This is a genomic window from Acidovorax sp. Leaf73 (assembly GCF_916855635.1).
GTDB classification, from domain to species: domain Bacteria; phylum Pseudomonadota; class Gammaproteobacteria; order Burkholderiales; family Burkholderiaceae_C; genus Acidovorax; species Acidovorax facilis.
Genome location: NZ_CAKASI010000008.1, coordinates 234,624 through 253,055 on the forward strand (window position 1 = coordinate 234,624; position 18,432 = coordinate 253,055).

The following is an 18,432-nucleotide window of genomic DNA, read 5'->3' on the forward strand; positions in this document are numbered from 1 at the left end:
CTGATTTTTTTGGGAATTTCTAAAATCGACGGCAGAACACCACCCGCCGGAGACAACCAGTGCTGACCCCCTCTACCGCTTCCACCACCCCGGCGCGTGCCACCGTCCGCGAAGTGGGCCTGCGCGACGGCCTTCAAAGCATTGCTACCGTGGTCTCCACCGCGCATAAGATCGAATGGATCAACGCCGCCTACGCCGCTGGCCAGCGCGAGATCGAGGTGGGCTCCTTCGTGCCCGCCCGGCTGCTGCCCCAGCTGGCCGATACGGCCGAGGTGCTGGCCTACGCCAAAACCCTGCCGGGCCTGGTGGCCTCGGTGCTCGTGCCCAACTACAAAGGCGCCGAACGCGCGCTGGAGTGTGGTGCCGACCTAGTGGTGGTGCCCCTGTCCGCCAGCCACGCCCACAGCCTGGCCAACCTGCGCAAGACCCCCGACGAGGTGGTGGCCGAGGTGGCCCGCATTCGCGCGCTGCGCGACGCCAGCGGCAGCCGCACATTGATCGAAGGTGGCGTGGGCACGGCCTTTGGCTGCACCCTGCAGGGCGAGGTGACTGAGAGCGAAGTGCTGCGCCTGATGGTGGCCCTGCTGGATGCGGGGGCCGACCGTGTGAGCCTGGCCGACACCGTGGGCTATGCCGACCCTGCCGCCGTGGCCCGCCTGTTTGAAAAAGCGCGGGCCCTGGTGGGGGACCGCCTCTGCTGTGCCCACTTCCACGACACGCGTGGCATGGGCCTGGCCAACGTCTATGCCGCCTGGCAGGCGGGCATCACCCGCTTTGACGCCTGCCTGGCCGGCATTGGCGGCTGCCCGCACGCGCCGGGCGCCAGTGGCAACGTCACCACCGAAGACCTGGTGTTCATGCTGGATCGCATGGGCATCGCCACTGGCATCGACGTGACCGCGCTGCTCGCGCTGCGCCAGCGCGTGGCCGGATGGCTGGCGGGCGAGACCCTGCATGGCACGCTGTGGCAAGCTGGGCTGCCGCAGAATGCCGCACCCGCCGTGCTACGCGAAGCAGCAACGGCCTGAACCCCTTTTCGGAACGCCCTGAAAATGAACGACGACACATCCGCCTCTCCCTCTTCCCCCCGCCTGCCGCTGGAAGGCCTGCGCGTGGTGGAGTTCACCCACATGGTCATGGGCCCCACCTGCGGCATGGTGCTGGCCGACCTGGGGGCCGAGGTCATCAAGGTCGAGCCCGTGGACGGCGACCGCACGCGCCACCTGCTGGGTGCGGGCGCGGGCTTTTTCCCCATGTTCAACCGCAACAAGAAAAGCATCGCGCTCGACCTGCGCAGCCCCGAGGGCCTGGCGGCGGCGCGCAAGCTCGCGGCATCGGCCGATGTGGTGGCGCAGAACTTCAAGCCCGGCGTGATGACCAAATACGGCCTGGACTACGCGGCGCTGAGCCAGCTCAACCCGCGCCTCATCTACGTCAACCACACCGGCTTTTTGCCCGGCCCGTACGAGCACCGCACAGCGCTCGACGAAGTGGTGCAGATGATGGGCGGCCTGGCCTACATGACCGGCCGCCCCGGCGACCCGCTGCGCGCGGGCAGCAGCGTGAACGACATCATGGGTGGCATGTTCGGCGCGATTGGCGCGATGGCGGCGCTAATGCAGCGCGGCATCACCGGGCGGGGGCAGGAGGTGGACTCGGCCCTGTTCGAGAACAACGTCTTTCTGGTCGGCCAGCACATGATGCAGTACGCCGTCACCGGCAAACCTGCGGCCCCCATGCCCGACCGCATTTCGTCCTGGGCCGTGTACGACGTGTTCAGCGTGAAGGACGGCGGGCAGATCTTTTTGGCCGCGGTGAGCGATGCGCAGTGGCAGACCTTCTGCGACGCCATGGGCTATGCCGACCTGAAGGCCGACACCGGCCTGGCCACCAACAACGACCGCGTACGCGCCCGCCCCACGCTGATGCCCGTGCTGCGCGAGCGGCTGGCGCAGCACACGGCCGATGAACTGGCGGCCATCTTCGAGCGCCACGGCCTGCCGTTTGCACCCATCCGCCGGCCCGAAGAACTGTTTGACGACCCGCACCTGCAAGCCACGGGCGGACTGGCCGACATCACGCTGCCCGATGGCGAACGTGCCGGGCAGACCGCGCAGATCACGCTGATGCCGCTGCGCATGGACGGCCAGCGGCTCGATGTGCGCTTCGACCCGCCGCGCCTGGGCCAGCACACGGCCGAGCTGCTGCAGGGCCTGGGCTACACGGCCGATGAGGTGACCGCGCTGCAGGCCACCGGGGCCATTGCCTGATTTTTCCTTGACGACCGGGGCAGCCCACGCGGCGCAGACCGCAGGCCCCGGATTCCAACCCCACCACCGGAGACAACCGTGCCCCAGCCCACCCCTGCTTTTGACATGCACCGCATCGCGCCCGCTCGCCATGGCGTGCTCACGCGCCGCCAGGCCCTCGCCACCGGCGCCACCGCGCTGGGGGCTGTGGCCTGGGGCCTGCCCCGCCTGGCCCGTGCCCAGGGCGATGGCAAGCCGCTGCGCGTGATCCTGCCGCTGTCGGCGGGCTCGGGGGCCGACGGCGCCATCCGTGCCATCAGCGCCAGCCTGGCCAAGGCGCTGGGCCAGCCCGTGGTCATCGAGAACCTGCCGGGCGCGGGCGGCATCACCGGCACCACGCAGATCGTGCGGGCGCCCAAGGACGGCTCGGTGATCGGCGTGGTGTCCAACAACCACGTGGTCAACCCCAGTGTGTACAAAAACATTCCGTTCGACTCGCTCGCCGACATCACGCCCATCACCATCCTTGGCGCCACGCCCTTTGTGCTGGTGGCCCACCCCTCGGTGCCCGTCAAGACCGTGCAGGAGCTGATCGCGCTGGCCAGGGCCAAGCCCGGCGTCCTCAACTACGGCTCGTCGGGCAACGGCACCATCCTGCACCTGGCCGCAGCCATGTTCGTGGACCAGGCCAAGGTGTCGATCCAGCACATTCCCTACAAGGGCATGGGCCCGCTCATGAACGATGTGCTGGGCGGCCAGGTGCAGTTGGCCGTGGTGGCGGTAGCGCCTGCGGCAGCGCACATCAAGTCGGGAGCGCTGCGCGCCCTGGGCTTGACCACGGCCAGCCGCGTGCCGTCGTTGCCCGGTGTGCCCACCATTGCGGAGCAGGGCTTGCCGGGCTACGAGCTTGACGGCTGGATCGCCCCGGTGGGGCCTGCCGGCCTGCCCAAGGCCGAGCTGCAACGCCTGTACGCCGCCTTCAAGGCCGCGATGGAAATGCCCGAGGCGCGCGATGCGCTCATCGCCCAGGGCTACGAAATCAAGCTTACCCCTCCGGAGCCAGCAGCCGCGTTCTTTCGATCCGAGGTGGCGCGCATGGCGCAGGTCGTGAAAAACGCCCACGTGACGATGGATTGACGCGGGGCTGCGATGCGCGGCGCGTGGGTTGCCCGAAGGGCGTAATCCTGCGTCGCCCGCACGAAGTCGTCTGCCGGGTCAGGCTGCGTTCGGTCGAGCCGAAATTTGAAGATTTTTGGGCGTTAGCGCTTATGTGATAAGCGCTGGTAGCTATGTTTTTTATAGCTATTCATCAACCCTGCGGTGCCGTCAGGGCGCGCTGCCCCGCCGGGTTGTGGTGAAGGTTCTGAAGCTGCGGCTGCTGGTGGCGCAGGCGGAACACCTCCACGGCCTCCACCAGCTGGCGGGCCTGGCCGCTCAGGCTGCCGGCGGCGGCGGCGCTTTCTTCCACCAGGGCAGCGTTTTGCTGGGTGGTTTCATCCATGCGCACGATGGCCTGGGTGACGCGCAGCATGTCGGAGGTCTGGGCCGCGCTCGCCTGGCTGATTTCGTCCATGAGCGCGCTCACGCCCTGGATGGACGAGACGACTTCGCCCATGGTGCTGCCCGCGTTGCGGGCTAGGTCAGAGCCGGCCTGCACGCGCTCCACGCTGGTCTGGATCAGCGCCTTGATCTCGCGCGCGGCGCTGGCACTGCGGGTGGCCAGGTTGCGCACCTCGCTGGCCACCACGGCAAAGCCGCGCCCTTGCTCGCCGGCGCGGGCTGCTTCCACGGCAGCATTGAGCGCCAGGATGTTGGTCTGAAACGCGATGCTGTCGATGACGCCGATGATGTCGGAAATGCGGCGTGAGCTGTCTTGAATGCCCTGAACCACCGTCACCATCTGCGTTACCACGTCGCCACCGCGCTGGGCCACCGATGCGCCGCTCTTGGCCAGCTCGCTGGCACGTTGGGCGTTGGAGGCGTTTTGCTGCACGGTGGCCTGCAGCTGCTGCATCGAAGAGGTGGTTTCGTCCAGCGACGAGGCCTGCTCTTCGGTACGCATGCTCAGGTCCACATTGCCTTGGGCAATCTCGGCGCTGGCACTGGCCACGCCCTCAGCGTTGCTGCGCACTCCCGACACCACGTTTTCCAGGTTCTCCTGCATGGTGCGCAGGGCTTCCAGCAGGCGCGCGGGTTCGTCCTTGCCATCGACCTCGATGGTGGTGGTCAGATCGCCGGCCGCCACCTTGTTGGCCACCGAGACCGCCACCCGCAGCGGGCGCACTACCGAGCGTGTGAGCAGCCAGCCCGCACAGCCGCCCAGGGCTGTGACCAGTGCCAGCGCTACCAGGCTGCTGATGAGCGCACGCCGCGCGCTCAGGGCCGCCTGCTCTGCAATGGTCGCGCTGCTGGCGGCCACCTGCTCGCTCAGTGCGGTGAGCAGCTTGGCCGGGCCCTGGTCGATGTCGGCCACGTCCGCGTCACCCGCAGAGGACACAAAACCGAGCGACTGGAACACCTCAAAACCCTTTCGGTAGCCCTGTGCCATCTGCGCGTGGGCTTGGGTGAATTTCTGCAGCGCTGCCTTTTCCTGCGCATCGGTCAGTTGCGGCTCCAGCGCCTTGGCGGCGTCGGCCACCCGCTTTTCACTGGCCTGGAACGCTGCCCAGTGCAGTTCGCGCTTGCGCGAATCCTCACCCCGCAGCAGGGTGTTCTTCCACTCCTGCACCTGGGTCTTGAACTCGTTTTCCATGCGGCTCACCGCACGTTCCTGGGCCACGCGTTCCTGCACCGTGGTCTCGTAGGTGCCCAGGCTGCTGTACAGGGCCGCAATGCCGAACAGGGCAGCGCCCAGCAGGAGCGCGAGCACCAGGCCCAGTGCGGTGGCCATGCGTGCGCCGATGGAGTGGTTGGACATTTTCATCGGTCAGCTCCCAAGGTTGATCTCGGTTTTCCATCTTGCTGCACGTCGCCTGCAACCTGAAACCGGTATGGCCCGAGGGTGGCGCCCCGCAGCCGCACAGAGGCCTTGTTGCACTTCATGCCTTCAGCTTGAGCAGGTACACCATCACCCGTGCCGTGGTGAGGTCCAGTTCCATGAACTCTGCCAAATCCTTGCCTGTCAGCCAAGAGGGTTCCCAGCGATTGCTTTTGAGCGTGCGCAGCCAGGATTCATGGGCGGTGGCGGCCTCGACGGCGGCCAGCATCTCGGCCATGCGGGCGCTGGGCACCCCTTTGCCGGTGAACACGCCCCGCCAGTTGGCCATGGTGGCATCCAGCCCCTGCTCGCGGAAGGCGGGCAGGCCGAAGGCGCTGCGGCGGGACGACACGCCGATGGCGCGCAGTTTGCCTGCGGCTATCGCATCACTGAATTCGCTGTAGCCCGACAGCCCCACCGCCGCGTTGCCCGACACCAGGGCGTCCACCACTTCAGAGCCACCGGGGAAGGGTTTGTAGACCAGGTCTTCCGGCTTGGCCTTGGAGGCACGGGCCAGCACCCCGGCGAAGATGTGGTCCACCCCACCGGCCGAGCCCCCCGCCACCGGCAGGGCACGCAGGTCGGCGCGCATGGCATCGGCCAGGTCCTTGGTGTTCTTGATAGGGGATTTGGCGGCTACCGCTGCCACCAGGTAATCGCTGGTGAGCCGGGCAATGGGCTGGATGTGGCTCATGTCGACGGCGGGCTTTTGCAGCGCCACGGCACCCACCATCACCATGCCGCCCATCAGCAGGGTGTTGGGGTCGTTGCCGTATTTTTCGGCGTATTTGGCCAGGCCGATGGTGCCGCCCTTGCCGCCAATGTTCTCGTACTCGATCTGGTCCGCCGCGCCTACCGCAGCCAGGGCCACTCCCAGCGCGCGGCCCGTCTGGTCCCAGCCGCCCCCGGGGTTGGCCGGGATCACGATGCGCAGTGTGCCCGCCAGTTTGGGGGCCTTGGGGGCGGTGGGGCGGGCTGCCGTGGCGCTGGCTTGCGCCCATGCGGCCGGGGTCAAAGCGGTCCACGCCGTAGCGGCGAGTGCAGCATGTGCGAGTGCCTTGCGGCGGCTGAGGGGGGTCATGGGGTACCTCGTGAAAACGCGGGGGTGAAAAGCATGTCCTTCACGCAACCGGACAGCAGGGTCGGCTTCTCTGCGCAGCCTCGCCGCAAGAGGGCGGCTTGCAACGCTGCAGGGAAGTCTCCCAATTTTTGATTGGACGTGGTGGCAATGGTCACCATCCAAGCTGTCAGTCTGCTGTCGGGAGTATCAGGGTAAACGCGCTGGGCCTTGCGCAACGGATTGGCCATGAAAAACGCCCTGCGCCGCAATTGCGGGGCAGGGCGTTGTGCTGAACGAATGCTGGGGTTCAGTGTGCCGCTGGCTGGGCAGGGATTACAGCGAGTCGATGAAGCTGCGCAGCTTGTCCGAGCGGCTGGGGTGCTTGAGCTTGCGCAGCGCCTTGGCTTCTATTTGGCGGATGCGTTCGCGCGTCACGTCAAACTGCTTGCCCACTTCTTCCAGCGTGTGGTCGCTGGTCATCTCGATACCGAAGCGCATGCGCAGCACCTTGGCTTCGCGCGGGGTCAGGCCATCCAGGATGTCCTTGACCACGTCGCGCAGGCCGGCCTGCATGGCGGCTTCGATGGGCGCGGTGTTGGCGCCGTCTTCGATGAAGTCGCCCAGGTGGCTGTCGTCGTCGTCCCCGATCGGCGTTTCCATGGAGATCGGCTCTTTGGCGATCTTCATGATCTTGCGGATCTTGTCTTCGGGGATTTCCATCTTGGCCGCCAGGATGGACGCATCGGGCTCAAAACCAAACTCTTGCAAGTGCTGGCGGCTGATGCGGTTCATCTTGTTGATCGTCTCGATCATGTGCACCGGGATACGGATGGTGCGCGCCTGATCGGCAATCGAGCGGGTGATGGCCTGGCGAATCCACCAGGTGGCATACGTCGAGAACTTGTAGCCCCGGCGGTATTCGAACTTGTCCACCGCCTTCATCAGGCCGATGTTGCCTTCCTGGATCAGATCGAGGAACTGCAGGCCACGGTTCGTGTACTTCTTGGCAATCGAGATCACGAGGCGCAGGTTGGCCTCGATCATTTCCTTCTTGGCATCGCGCGAGGTGGCTTCACCTTCGTTCATGCGCTTGTTGATGCCCTTGAGCTCGGCCAGTGGCACCACCACGCGCGACTGCAGGTCCATCAGCTTTTGCTGCAGGTCCTGGATGGGCGGGATGTTGCGCGCAATCACGGCCGACCAGGGCTTGCCAGCAGTGGCCTGCTTTTCGACCCACTGCAGGTTCAGCAGGTTGGGCGGGAAGTCCTTGATGAACGTCTCTTGGGGCATGCCGCACTTGTCCACGATGATGCGGCGCAGCTCGCGTTCCTTCTTGCGCACATCGTCCACCTGGCCACGCACCATGTCGCACAGCTTCTCGATGGTCTTGGCGGTGAAGCGGATGGTCATCAGCTCGGCCGACAGGGCCTGCTGGGCCTTCACGTACGCAGGGGTGCCGTAGCCTTCCTTGTCGTACACCTTATGCACTTTTTCGAACAGCTCGCGCAGCTTGTCGAAGCGCTCCAGAGCCTGCTTCTTGAGTTCTTCGAGCTTCTTGGTCAGCGCCTTGGAGCCACCCTTGCCGTCGTCGTCATCGGCTTCGTCGAATTCGTCGAAGTCTTCTTCGGCCACATAGTCGTCGGCCTCGTTGGGGTTGGAGAAGCCGTCCACGATGGTCGAGATCACGACCTTGCCTTCGCGGATGTCTTCGCCCATGTTCAGGATCTCGGCGATGGTGGCGGGCGATGCGCTGATCGCCTCCATCATGGCCATCAAGCCGCCTTCGATGCGCTTGGCGATTTCGATTTCGCCTTCACGGGTCAGCAGCTCCACGGTGCCCATTTCGCGCATGTACATGCGAACCGGGTCTGTGGTGCGGCCGAACTCCGAGTCCACCGTGGACAGCGCGGCTTCGGCGGCTTCTTCCGCCTCTTCTTCGGTGGCGCCTGCGGGGGCGTTGTCCGTGATGATCAGCGCCTCAGCGTCGGGCGTCTGCTCGTACACCGCCACACCCAGGTCGTTCAGCGTGGTGATGACAGCTTCGAGGGTTTCGGCATCGACCAGCTTGTCGGGCAAGTGGTCGTTGATTTCAACGTGGGTGAGGTAGCCGCGCGTCTTGCCCAGCTTGATCAGGGCCTTCAGGCGCGCACGGCGCTTGGCCATGTCCTCTTCGGACAGGACGGTTTCGTCCAGGCCGAATTCCTTCATCAAGGCGCGTTCCTTCGCCTTGCTGATCTTCATGCGCAGCGGCTTGACCTTCTCAACCGTGGCTGCGGTTTCGGTGGTTTCTTCGACTTCACCTTCCAGGTCGGCCTCGATGTCGGACAGGTCGGTGTCGTCACCGCCTTCGTCGCCAGCGGCCGCAGCCTTGGGCTTGCGTCCGCGCTTGGCGGGGGCTTTGGCTTCGGCGGCACCAGCGGCCTTGGCAGGGCGGCCTGGGCGCTTCTTCGGGGTTTCTTCGTCGTCGGATGCTGCAGCCTTGGCGCGGGCAGGCTTTTTCTTCAGCAATTCATCGGCAGCTTTGGTCAGCTCGGCAGAACTTTTCACAGGCACAGTTTTCACTTTCTTGGCAACCGGGGCGGGCGCGGCGGCAGCTTTTGGAGAAGCAGCCTTGGCCGGGGCTTTGGCAGCGGTTTTGGTGGCAGCCTTTGCGGCGGTACCTGGAGCAGACTTGAGTGGCTTCGCGGACTTTTGAGCGGGCATGGAACAACCTCAGGATCAAAAACGGACACAAAGAAAACGCAAGCGCCTCAGGTCCCGGCGCGGGTGGCAACGCAAAGCTACGAGGGCTTTGCGCTTTGAGGGGAGGCCCTCAGGGGCAAGATGTCTGGGCGATCATTTGGTGTGCAGTCCTTGCGATGGTTGGACGGTTGTGCGCGTTTGTCACGGTGGTCCGGCTCGGAGGTGCTGCTGTCGCTCTTGCCAATAACTAACCCTACATTATACCTTTGGCGCTGATTTCAAGCCGCCTTTGCAGCCACGCCGAGTAAAACCCTGCGCTTTTGTTCCAAACCGCGGTAACGCTCCAGGGCCGTCGGGTCATCAGCCGCTTGGAGCATCAATAGCTTTTGCTGTGCCTCGATGTCCTCAATCTGCATGCGGTTGAGCAGGTCGCGCAGTTCCAGTCGCAGCTCCTGCATTGCGCCTTCGGTCTGGGCGTGCGAGCCCGTCATCACCTTGACGGCCAGCGCTTCGCATTCGTGCTCGCGCAGGCTTTCGCGCAGCACAGCCCAAGCCAAGGGGCCATGTTCATGAAACTGCGCTTCCAGCCAGCTGAACAGCGGGCCGTGGGGGGCGGGCTGCGCGCACAGGGTGGTGTGGTCGTCGTGGGTCAGCTCCTCCAGAAACGCCATGTGCGACAGCAGCAGGCGCGCAGCATGGTCCGCGCGGCTGGCCGTGGGGGTGCGTGGCAGGCGGGGCTGGGGTGGCCAGGGGGAGTCCTTGTCCTTTTTCTTCCAGTTGCTCTTCCAGTCGCCACCCTTGCGGAATGCGGGCCTGTTGTTGCCGTAGCCGCTGCCATTGCCATAGCTGCCTGGATATCCTCCGGCCGGTTCCCCTTGGGGAGGCCACGTTCCGGCATCGGGCGGGGCGTCCCAGGACGGCGGTTCGTGATCGTAGGCCGCCGGGGCCTGCCGGGCTGGGGCACTGCCTGCGCCGGGGTGGCCAGAGTAGCCAGAGTGGGAGGACCGGGGTGCCTCGCGCGACGTGGCCTGGCCCCACAGGTCGGCCAGGTCCTGGGCCTTGAGCTGGGTCAGGTCCGCCAGATCGCTGAGCACCTGGCGCTTGAGCACGCCATCGGGCAGTGCCGTCCACAGCGGGCGGGCGTTGCTGGCCATGTGGGCGCGGCCCTCGGCGGTGGCCAGATCGCAGCCATCACTTGCTGATTCAACCAGGAAGCGGCTGAGAGGCACGGCCTCGCTCACGTGCCGGGCAAAAGCGTCCGTGCCGTTGGCGCGGATGAAGCTGTCGGGATCATGCTCTGCAGGCAAGAAGAGGAATTTGATGCTGCGCGTGTCCGTGGCGTGGGGCAGGGCGCCGTCGAGTGCCTTGCGCGCAGCGCGCCGACCTGCCGCGTCGCCATCGAAGCTGAACACCACCGATTCCGTAAAGCGCAGAAGCTTTTGCACATGCTCAGGTGTGCAGGCCGTGCCCAGCGTGGCCACCGCATTCGGAAAGCCCAGCTGCGCCAGCGCTACCACGTCCATGTAGCCTTCGGTCACCAGCGCGTAGCCGTGCTCGCGGATGGCGGTGCGCGCCTCGAAAAGGCCATACAGTTCGCGCCCCTTGTGAAACACCGGGGTTTCGGGTGAGTTGAGGTACTTGGGCTTGTCATCGCCCAACACCCGCCCGCCAAAGCCGATGCATTCGCCCTTGACGTTGCGGATGGGGAACATCACCCGGTCGCGAAACCGGTCATAGCGCTTGCCGCCATCTTCGTCGTTGACGATGACCAACCCGCTCTCTTCCAGCAGCGGGTCGTCGTATTGCGGAAACACGCTGGCCAGGCTGCGCCAGCCCTCCGGTGCATAGCCCAGGCCATAGCGCTTGGCCACGGTGCCCGAGACGCCGCGGCCTTTGAAGTAGCCGATAGCGCGTTGTGATTCGCGCAGGTGGCGTCGGTAGGCGTCGGCGGCTTTTTCGAGCACATCGGTCAGCGTGGCCTGCTTCTGGCGGGCGGCGGCGGCGCGCTCTTTTTCCTGTGGGGAGATGTCGTCGTCCGGTACCTGCAGGCCCACCTGCTGGGCCAGATCCTGTACCGCCTCGACAAACCCCATACCCGCATGTTCCATGAGGAAACTGATGGCATTGCCGTTCTTTCCACACCCAAAGCAGTGGTAGAACTGCTTGGCGGGGCTGACGCTGAACGAGGGGGATTTTTCGCCGTGGAAGGGGCACAGCCCCATGAAATTGGCGCCACCTTTCTTCAATGGCACGTAGCGGCCCACGATGTCGACCACATCGACGCGGGCAAGCAACTCCTGAATGAAGGACTGTGGGATCGTCACACCCCGTATTGTCCGCGTAAACTATTTGTTACCAGATATTGCAGAAGCGGGGCTTTCGGCATGGCAGTCACGTTGCGGCACCAGGCGGTGGGTGGGGCAGGCACCCCGGCGCAGCACATGCTGCGGCGCCGGGATGTGGCTGCGCTGCTGCCGCTGGTGGCAACAGGCCTGTGGCCCACGCCCGCACAGGCGGCGCCGGTGCTGCGTGTGCTGTCCTGGCCCGGGTATGCCGATCCCGATATCGTGGCGGTTTTCGAGAAGCGCCATGGCGCCAAGGTGGAGATCACCACCGTCGCCTCTGACGATGTGCTGCGTGCCAAGCTGGCCAACCCTCAGGGAGCCGGTTTTGATCTGGTGGCCGCCAATACGGCCGAAATTGCGCGGCTGGTGGCCCGCCGGCTGCTCGCACCGTTGCCCGTGCACAACATCCCCAACACAGAGCGGCAGCTGCCGCGCTTTCGGCAACTGCATGCCATCGCTGGCATTGCGCAGGGTTCGGATGTGTATGCAATGCCCTACACCTATTCAGAGATGGGGCTGATCTACGACCGCCAGCAGATTACTACCCCGCCTGCCTCCATTGCCGTGCTGTGGGACCCCCGCTGGCGCGGGCGCGTGCTGGCATTTGACGGCAGCAGCCACGGTTTTTCGCTGGCTGCGATGTACCGGGGGATGGCGCCGTTCCATATCCCCGCCGCGCAGTTTGGCCCGCTGGCGCGGGATCTGGTGGCCCTGCGCCGCAACGTGCGCTCGTTTTACAGCCTTCCCGAAGAGTCGCTGGAGCTGTTTCGCAAACACCGCATTGCGGTCATGCATGCCAACTATGGCCAGCAGCAGCTCAAGCAGTTGCGGGATGCGGGGCTGGACGTGGGCTACGTGGTACCGCGCGAAGGGGCGTTGGCCTGGCTGGACTGCTGGGCCATCACCCGCCGGTCCACCCAGGTGGCGCTGGCCACCGATTGGATCAACTACATGCTCGACCCCTCCGTCAGCCGCGAACTGACCCGGCGCCAGGGCCTGGCCAACACGCTCGAAGAGCCGCCCGCGCTGTCGGGCGATGCCCCCGCAGGCGCTATTGTGTGGCTGGAGCCCGTGGAGGACGAGGCCCGCCGCGCGCAGCTGTGGCAGCGCATCCTGTCGGGCGACCGACCGAACCGGTTCTGAGCCATGAAAACCCGCATGAAATGGGGCATTGCGCTTCGGCTGGGGATGCTGCTCGCGTCCTTCAGTGTGTTTGCGGCCATTCTTGCGGGTTACTACACCTTTGATTCCAGCCGCGCGCGTCTGCAGGGGCGGGCCGAACAGGCGTTGCTGGCCACCACGCAGGTGCTGGCGCGCCACATGCACGCCGGCTTTGGCACCGTGGCGCGCGACACGGCTTTTCTGGCCAGTGTGGCGGCCATAGAGCAGGACAAGAACGTGCTGGCTGATGTGTTCCGTGCCAGCTTGATCACCCACCCGAGCTACCTGCAGATCCGCTTCATCGGCGTGCAGGACTTTGGCCTGGAGCTCGTACGCATCGACCGGACTGGCGACGCCTGGGTCCGCGCCAGCGAGGACGAACTGCAGGAGAAGGCCCATTTCCCCTTTGTGTTCGAAACCCTGGCGTTGGCGCCGGGCGAGGTCTATGTATCGGAGTTCGGCATCAACCACGAAGGCGCAGCCGATGCCGAGCCGCTGCCCGTGTTCAGCATGGCTTCGCCCGTGGTGCGGGGTGGCCAGGTGCGTGGCGTGGTGGTGGTGCGTGTGGCGGCGCAGCATTTCCTGCGTAGCTTCAACACAGCGCTGCCCGCGCCTTATGGTTTCTTCCTCAGCAACCGCTGGGGCGATTTTCTGGTGCACCCGGACGCCAGCCAGACCTTCGGGTTCGACCGGGGCCAGCGCATCCTGATCCAGGACAGCTTTGCGCCCGTGGCCGCACTGGTCGGGGGCCACCAGGAAGAGGTGGTGCTCAGCCTGCCGGGCACTGACGACGAAGAGGCCCGCGTCTTCTCGTTCGTGCGCATGCCCTTCGGGCGCGAGGAGGAAAAGCGGTTCATGGTGGTGGGGCTCTCGCAACCACTGGCGGCGGTCCAGGGCGAGGTGGTGAACCTGGGCAACAGCATCCTCAAGATTCTGCTGGTGCTGAGTGCCGTGGGGGTGGTGCTGGCGGCGCTGGTTTCACGCGTGGTCACCCAGCCCCTCAAAGCCATGGTGCGCGCCACGCAGGCACTGCCGCAGGGACGTCCCCACGGCGTGCTGCCGGTGGATCGCGAGGACGAGGTGGGTGAGCTGGCGCGCAGCTTTCAAGACATGGAGCAGCAGATCCTGCGCCAGATGACCGAACTCAACGCCAGCCGCGATGCCATGGCCCACCTGGCACACCACGACGCACTCACCGGCCTGCCCAACCGCCGCATGTTCGAGCAGCGCCTGGCGCAGGCGCTGGAGCTGTCGCGCCGCAGCGGGCGTGACTGCGCGCTGCTGTTTGTGGACCTGGATGACTTCAAGGCCATCAATGACGGGAGGGGTCACGCCGTGGGCGACCTGGTGCTGCAGGCCGTGGCCCGCACCATCGTGGGCGCCGTGCGCCAGGCCGACACCGTGGCCCGGCTTGCGGGTGACGAATTCACCGTGCTGTGCGAGAACGTGGATTCCGAAGATGCGGCCCTGCAGATCGCTGCCAAGCTGGAGCAGGCCTTCGAGTCTCCGCTCGACATCGAAGGTCAGCCCTTCCCGGTGCGAGCCAGCATCGGCGTGAGTCTGTTCCCGCGCGACGCGCAGGACGCGCACACGCTGCTGGCCAGCGCCGACGCGGCGATGTACCGTATCAAGCAGAGTCGCCGCCGAAGGGTTTGAGTCAGCCTGGGGCGGTAGGCTGCGTTCTGTTTACATCTCAGCACCGACCCATGACCTCCATCTTTGACCAGCACCTGCCCCGCACCGAAGCCAACTTCGCTGCCCTGTCCCCCCTGTCGTTCATCGAACGCACGGCCGAGGTCTACCCCGACCGTCTGGCCATCGTGCACGGCACGCTGCGCCAGACCTGGGCACAGACCTACGCGCGCTGCCGCCAGCTGGCCAGCGCGCTGACCCAGGCCGGCATTGGCAAGAACGACACCGTGGCCGTGATGCTGCCCAACACCCCACCCATGGTGGAGGCGCACTTTGGCGTGCCCATGGCCGGCGCGGTGCTCAACACCCTCAACACCCGGCTCGACCCGGAGGCCATCGCCTTCATGCTCGACCACGGCGAGGCCAAGGCCGTCATCGTGGACGCGGAGTTCACCGGCACCATGGCTAAGGCACTGGCCCTGCGCACGGGCACTACCCCCATCCGCGTGATCGAGGTGCAGGACGCGCTTTATGGCCCCGCCGTTCAAAGCCTGGGCGGCACCGACTACGAAGCCTTTGTGGCCAGCGGCGATGCGGCCTTTGCCTGGAGCCTGCCCGCCGACGAGTGGGATGCGATTGCGCTGAACTACACCAGCGGCACCACGGGCAACCCCAAGGGCGTGGTCTACCACCACCGGGGCGCCGCCACCAACGCCATTAGCAACGTGCTGGAGTGGGACATGCCCAAACGCGCCGTGTACCTGTGGACGCTGCCCATGTTCCACTGCAACGGCTGGTGCTTTCCGTGGACCATTGCGGCGCGTGCTGGCGTCAACGTTTGCCTGCGCCGGGTGGACGCGCAGGCCATCTTCGACGCCATCCGCAACCACGGTGTCACGCACTACTGCGGCGCGCCCATCGTGCACGGCCTGCTGGTCAACGCGCCCGATGCGATGAAGGTGGGCATCCCCGCAGGCGTCAAGGCCATGGTGGCGGGCGCCGCGCCACCGGCCTCGATGATCGAGGGCATGGAAAAAATGGGGTTCGACCTGACCCATGTGTACGGCCTGACTGAGGTGTATGGCCCCGCCACCGTGTGTGCCAAACACGAAGCCTGGGATGCCCTGGACATTGGCGAGCGCGCCCGCCTCAACGCCCGCCAGGGCGTGCGCTACCACCTGGAGCGCGATGTGCGCGTGCTCGACCCCGAGACCATGCTGCCCGTGCCACAGGACGGCGAAACCATGGGCGAGATCATGTTCAAGGGCAACATCGCCATGAAGGGCTACCTCAAGAACCCCAAGGCGACGGAAGAAGCGTTTGCAGGCGGCTGGTTCCACAGCGGCGACCTGGCCGTGCAGTACCCCGATGGCTACATCAAGATCAAGGACCGCAGCAAGGACATCATCATCTCGGGCGGCGAGAACATCTCGTCCATCGAGGTGGAAGACGTGCTCTACCGCCACCCCGACGTGCTTGCCGCCGCCGTGGTGGCCAAGCCCGACCCCAAGTGGGGCGAGACGCCCTGTGCGTTTGTGGAGCTGAAGGCCGGTGCGAAGACCACGCCCGAGGACATCGTGGCGCACTGCAAGAAGCACCTGGCGGGCTTCAAGGTGCCGCGTGCCGTGGTGTTTGGCGAGCTGCCCAAGACCAGCACGGGCAAGATCCAGAAATTCGAGCTGCGCAAGCAGGCCGGGTCGGCGGCCGCCATCAACGTCTGATCACCCGGCTCAGCCAAAACCGCACGCCAGCGTCTGCCGACCGCCCTCCAGGTTGTATTCGGACTTCCAGTAGTGCCGGTCTTCGATGGCGGTGAACTCCACGCCAGGCCCGGTCGGGTAGGCCTTCGCGAAAGGGCGGCGCAGGATCACGAGCAACTCGCAGCGGGGCGGCCAGTCCGCCACCTCGTCGATGACGTTGCCCTGCGCCAGTTCGGCCTCCAGGATCACGCGCAGCGGGGCGGCCAGCGCGGCGAGAACCTGCTGGCGGCTCATGCGCAGGGCTGGCTGGCGGCTAGGGGCCACGCCGACCGCTGGGTCGCCGCATCGTCCAGCAGCCGCTGCAGCGCCTGCACCTGCCACTGGTGCTCCGGCTCAAACGCCGAGAGGTCTTGCACCGCATACCCGCCATAGGCATACACCGTGGCATAGGCCGCGTAGCTGGCGGCCTCCAGCGCCCGGCCCGCCAGCGCGTTGGCCACGGCGTAGGTGGCCGACACGGCGGCATGGGCCGACCCGTCCAGCGACTGCGAGCCCCGGTGGTGCGAGGCCACCGCTTTCAGCCGCTCTGCTGCGTTGGCCAAAGTGGCCGCATCCACCGTGCCCGCCGTGAACGCGGCCAGCACGTCGAGGCCCTCGATGGCCTCCGGATCTTCCAGCAGATGGCGCACGCGCTGCACACAGGCCAGGCCAAAGGCCAGGCGCAGCGGGGTGTGGGCGTCGCTGGCCAGCCCGCAGTCGGCTGCCAGTTGGGTGAGAGCGGCGTTCATGGTGTGCATCCTTTCCGGCGGCTGATCCATTTACAGAGTTTTGCTATCATTTACATAGCTTTTTGCGCAATCAGGATAAGCGCCAGGGCCTGTTTTTATCAAAATCCTGGCGCTGCACAGCCGGCGCTGGAAATTGTGGCGGCCCGTGGGCCGCGCGTCCAGCCGGGCAGAGGAGGTGGCGGCTTAGCTCGCTATGCCGCAAGGCCCTCCAGCCAGACCCGTGGCGACACGCCCACCTTCTGCGCAAACACGCGCGACAGCGCCGAGGGGTTGGCGTAACCCAGCTCGTTGGCAATCGACTTCAACGACCGTCCGCCGCGCAGATGGGCCTGTGCCAGCGTCAGCCGCCAGTGCGCCAGGTAGTCGGCGGGGGTGTCGCCCACCACCGCCTTGAAGCGGGCCGCAAACGCACTGCGCGACATGCCTGCCTGCGCAGCCATCTGCGCCAGGCTCCATGGCTGGCCCGGCGCATCGTGCAAGGCGGTGAGGGCGCGGGCCAGGGCAGGGTCGGCGAGACCCGTGAGCAGGCCGGGCGGCATGTGCGCCTGCTCAGGGTGGTCCAGCAGCCAGCGCAGCAGTTGCAGCAGCACCACTTCAAACAGCCGGTCGGCCAGCACGCGGTGGCCGCAGCGCAGGCGGTCGGTTTCGGCAAACAGCAGGTCCAGGGACTGCTGCAGCCCATCCACCTTGCCCAGGGGCAGCAGCACCAGCGGGGGCAGGGCGCGGGCCAGCGGGTGGCTGGCACCACCGTCAAAGTCCAGCGCCGCGCAGGTGAAGTCCGAGCCCTCGGTGGGCGCATTGTGAAAAAAATGCTCCAGCGGTCGAGCGTAAAAGAGCAGGCTGGGCTCAGCTACCTCCAGCCGCTCCGGTGGCCCCGCCTGGGGCTGGTGCGTCACCACCATCTCGCCACGGCGCAGCACATGCAGAAACCCGCGCCCGGGCGCCGCCGCAAAGTGGGTCACGCCGCACAGCGGGCCGCTGTGGAACATGTGGGCGCGCACCCGAAAGCGCTCCAGCAGCGACGACAGCCGGTCAAACGGAGCGGGTGCCTGCGTTGGCAGAGGCGTGGTGCAGGTGTCGCGGGCATTCATGGTGATTCTGGATGATTGGGTATGAATAATGGATTTTATGTGTCCAATGGTACGAGCTGACGCTGGACACTGCAAGGGTGCTGAGAACAGGCACCCGGTGCTTAACCCGTTGACCAAGCACCGGCCCTTTAAACCAAACCGTCTTTCATGACCTTCAAGGAAATCCACACCATGTCCGCTAACTCCTCCTCCATTGCCCGCGTCCCCCTGGTTGACCGCACCGCCGCCACCGGCCCCGTGCGCACCGTGCTCGACCAGATCCACGGCGCTTTCGGTGCCACCCCCAACATGTTCCGCGCGGTGGCCAACTCTCCCGCCGCGCTGCAAAGCATGTGGGCCGCCTTTGGTGCGCTGGGTGGCGGCGTGATCGGTGCCGCACTGGGCGAGCAGATCGCCGTGGCCGTGGCCAACCGCAATGCCTGCGACTACTGCCTGGCCGCCCACACCGCGCTGGGCCGCAAGGCAGGCGTGAGCGGCGACGATTTGGCCGCCGCGCAGTCGGGCGAATCCGCCGACCCGCGCACCGCCGCCGTGCTGCGCTTTGCGCTGAAGCTGGTCAATGAACGTGGCCAGGTGGATGCCACCGATGTGCAGGCGCTGCGCGACCACGGCTGGAGCGACGAGCACATCGTCGAGATCGTGGCCCATGTGGCGCTCAACCTGTTCACCAACTACGTGAACGTGGCGCTCGCGGTGCCGGTGGATTTCCCCGGCGTCAAGCTGCGTCCCGCACGCTGAACAAAGGAG

14 protein-coding genes are annotated in these 18,432 nt (G+C 66.1%); 7 read left to right on the top strand and 7 right to left on the bottom strand.

What is annotated here, in order from left to right:
* Nucleotides 1–62 precede the first annotated feature (62 nt).
* From LPA35_RS24345 to LPA35_RS24355, 3 genes are all read left to right on the top strand, one after another.
* On the top strand, nt 63–1,028 hold the full coding sequence (locus LPA35_RS24345; protein ID WP_228899732.1) for a hydroxymethylglutaryl-CoA lyase: 966 nt from the start codon (nt 63–65) through the stop codon (nt 1,026–1,028).
* A 24-nt stretch (nt 1,029–1,052) separates the two neighbouring features.
* A complete protein-coding gene (locus tag LPA35_RS24350; protein ID WP_228899631.1) occupies nt 1,053–2,270 on the top strand; it encodes a CaiB/BaiF CoA-transferase family protein in 1,218 nt (405 codons plus the stop codon).
* Between the two features lie 105 nt (nt 2,271–2,375).
* Nucleotides 2,376–3,386, top strand: coding sequence for a tripartite tricarboxylate transporter substrate binding protein (locus tag LPA35_RS24355; protein WP_228899733.1), 1,011 nt, complete (start codon nt 2,376–2,378; stop codon nt 3,384–3,386).
* A gap of 172 nt (nt 3,387–3,558) precedes the next feature.
* On the opposite strand, the gene LPA35_RS24360 is transcribed toward LPA35_RS24355, so the two are convergent.
* The 4 genes from LPA35_RS24360 to dnaG form a co-directional block, all read right to left on the bottom strand.
* Nucleotides 3,559–5,172, bottom strand: a complete 1,614-nt coding sequence (locus LPA35_RS24360) for a methyl-accepting chemotaxis protein (RefSeq protein WP_228899637.1) — start codon at nt 5,170–5,172, stop codon at nt 3,559–3,561.
* Nucleotides 5,173–5,287: 115 nt separating this feature from the next.
* Complete coding sequence (locus tag LPA35_RS24365; protein WP_055398679.1) at nt 5,288–6,307, bottom strand: tripartite tricarboxylate transporter substrate binding protein; 1,020 nt, start codon at nt 6,305–6,307, stop codon at nt 5,288–5,290.
* Nucleotides 6,308–6,619: 312 nt separating this feature from the next.
* Nucleotides 6,620–8,989 carry an RNA polymerase sigma factor RpoD gene (gene rpoD, locus LPA35_RS24370; protein ID WP_228899644.1) on the bottom strand — a complete coding sequence of 790 codons (2,370 nt, stop codon included), beginning with the start codon at nt 8,987–8,989 and terminating at the stop codon, nt 6,620–6,622.
* Nucleotides 8,990–9,246: 257 nt separating this feature from the next.
* A complete protein-coding gene (gene dnaG / locus LPA35_RS24375) occupies nt 9,247–11,292 on the bottom strand; it encodes a DNA primase (protein ID WP_228899647.1) in 2,046 nt (681 codons plus the stop codon).
* Between the two features lie 60 nt (nt 11,293–11,352).
* Between dnaG and LPA35_RS24380 the strand changes: the two genes are divergently transcribed.
* Genes LPA35_RS24380 through LPA35_RS24390 form a run of 3 tightly spaced genes read left to right on the top strand, consistent with a single transcriptional unit; the run spans nt 11,353 to nt 15,827 of the window.
* Complete coding sequence (locus LPA35_RS24380; protein ID WP_228899650.1) at nt 11,353–12,456, top strand: PotD/PotF family extracellular solute-binding protein; 1,104 nt, start codon at nt 11,353–11,355, stop codon at nt 12,454–12,456.
* Nucleotides 12,457–12,459: 3 nt separating this feature from the next.
* Entirely contained in the window at nt 12,460–14,130 is a 1,671-nt protein-coding gene (locus LPA35_RS24385) for a diguanylate cyclase domain-containing protein (protein ID WP_228899653.1), read from the top strand.
* Between the two features lie 50 nt (nt 14,131–14,180).
* Complete coding sequence (locus LPA35_RS24390; RefSeq protein WP_228899665.1) at nt 14,181–15,827, top strand: acyl-CoA synthetase; 1,647 nt, start codon at nt 14,181–14,183, stop codon at nt 15,825–15,827.
* A 9-nt stretch (nt 15,828–15,836) separates the two neighbouring features.
* Here LPA35_RS24390 and LPA35_RS24395 read toward each other — a convergent pair whose 3' ends face one another.
* From LPA35_RS24395 to LPA35_RS24405, 3 genes are all read right to left on the bottom strand, one after another.
* Entirely contained in the window at nt 15,837–16,100 is a 264-nt protein-coding gene (locus LPA35_RS24395) for a hypothetical protein (RefSeq protein ID WP_228899666.1), read from the bottom strand.
* Nucleotides 16,097–16,594: a hypothetical protein gene (locus LPA35_RS24400; protein ID WP_228899667.1), complete on the bottom strand. Its 498-nt coding sequence runs from the start codon at nt 16,592–16,594 to the stop codon at nt 16,097–16,099. The genes LPA35_RS24395 and LPA35_RS24400 overlap by 4 nt, the downstream gene beginning before the upstream one ends.
* A 191-nt stretch (nt 16,595–16,785) precedes the next feature.
* A complete protein-coding gene (locus tag LPA35_RS24405) occupies nt 16,786–17,685 on the bottom strand; it encodes an AraC family transcriptional regulator (RefSeq protein WP_228899668.1) in 900 nt (299 codons plus the stop codon).
* A 192-nt stretch (nt 17,686–17,877) separates the two neighbouring features.
* Between LPA35_RS24405 and LPA35_RS24410 the strand changes: the two genes are divergently transcribed.
* Nucleotides 17,878–18,423, top strand: a complete 546-nt coding sequence (locus LPA35_RS24410; RefSeq protein ID WP_228899735.1) for a carboxymuconolactone decarboxylase family protein — start codon at nt 17,878–17,880, stop codon at nt 18,421–18,423.
* Nucleotides 18,424–18,432 lie beyond the last annotated feature (9 nt).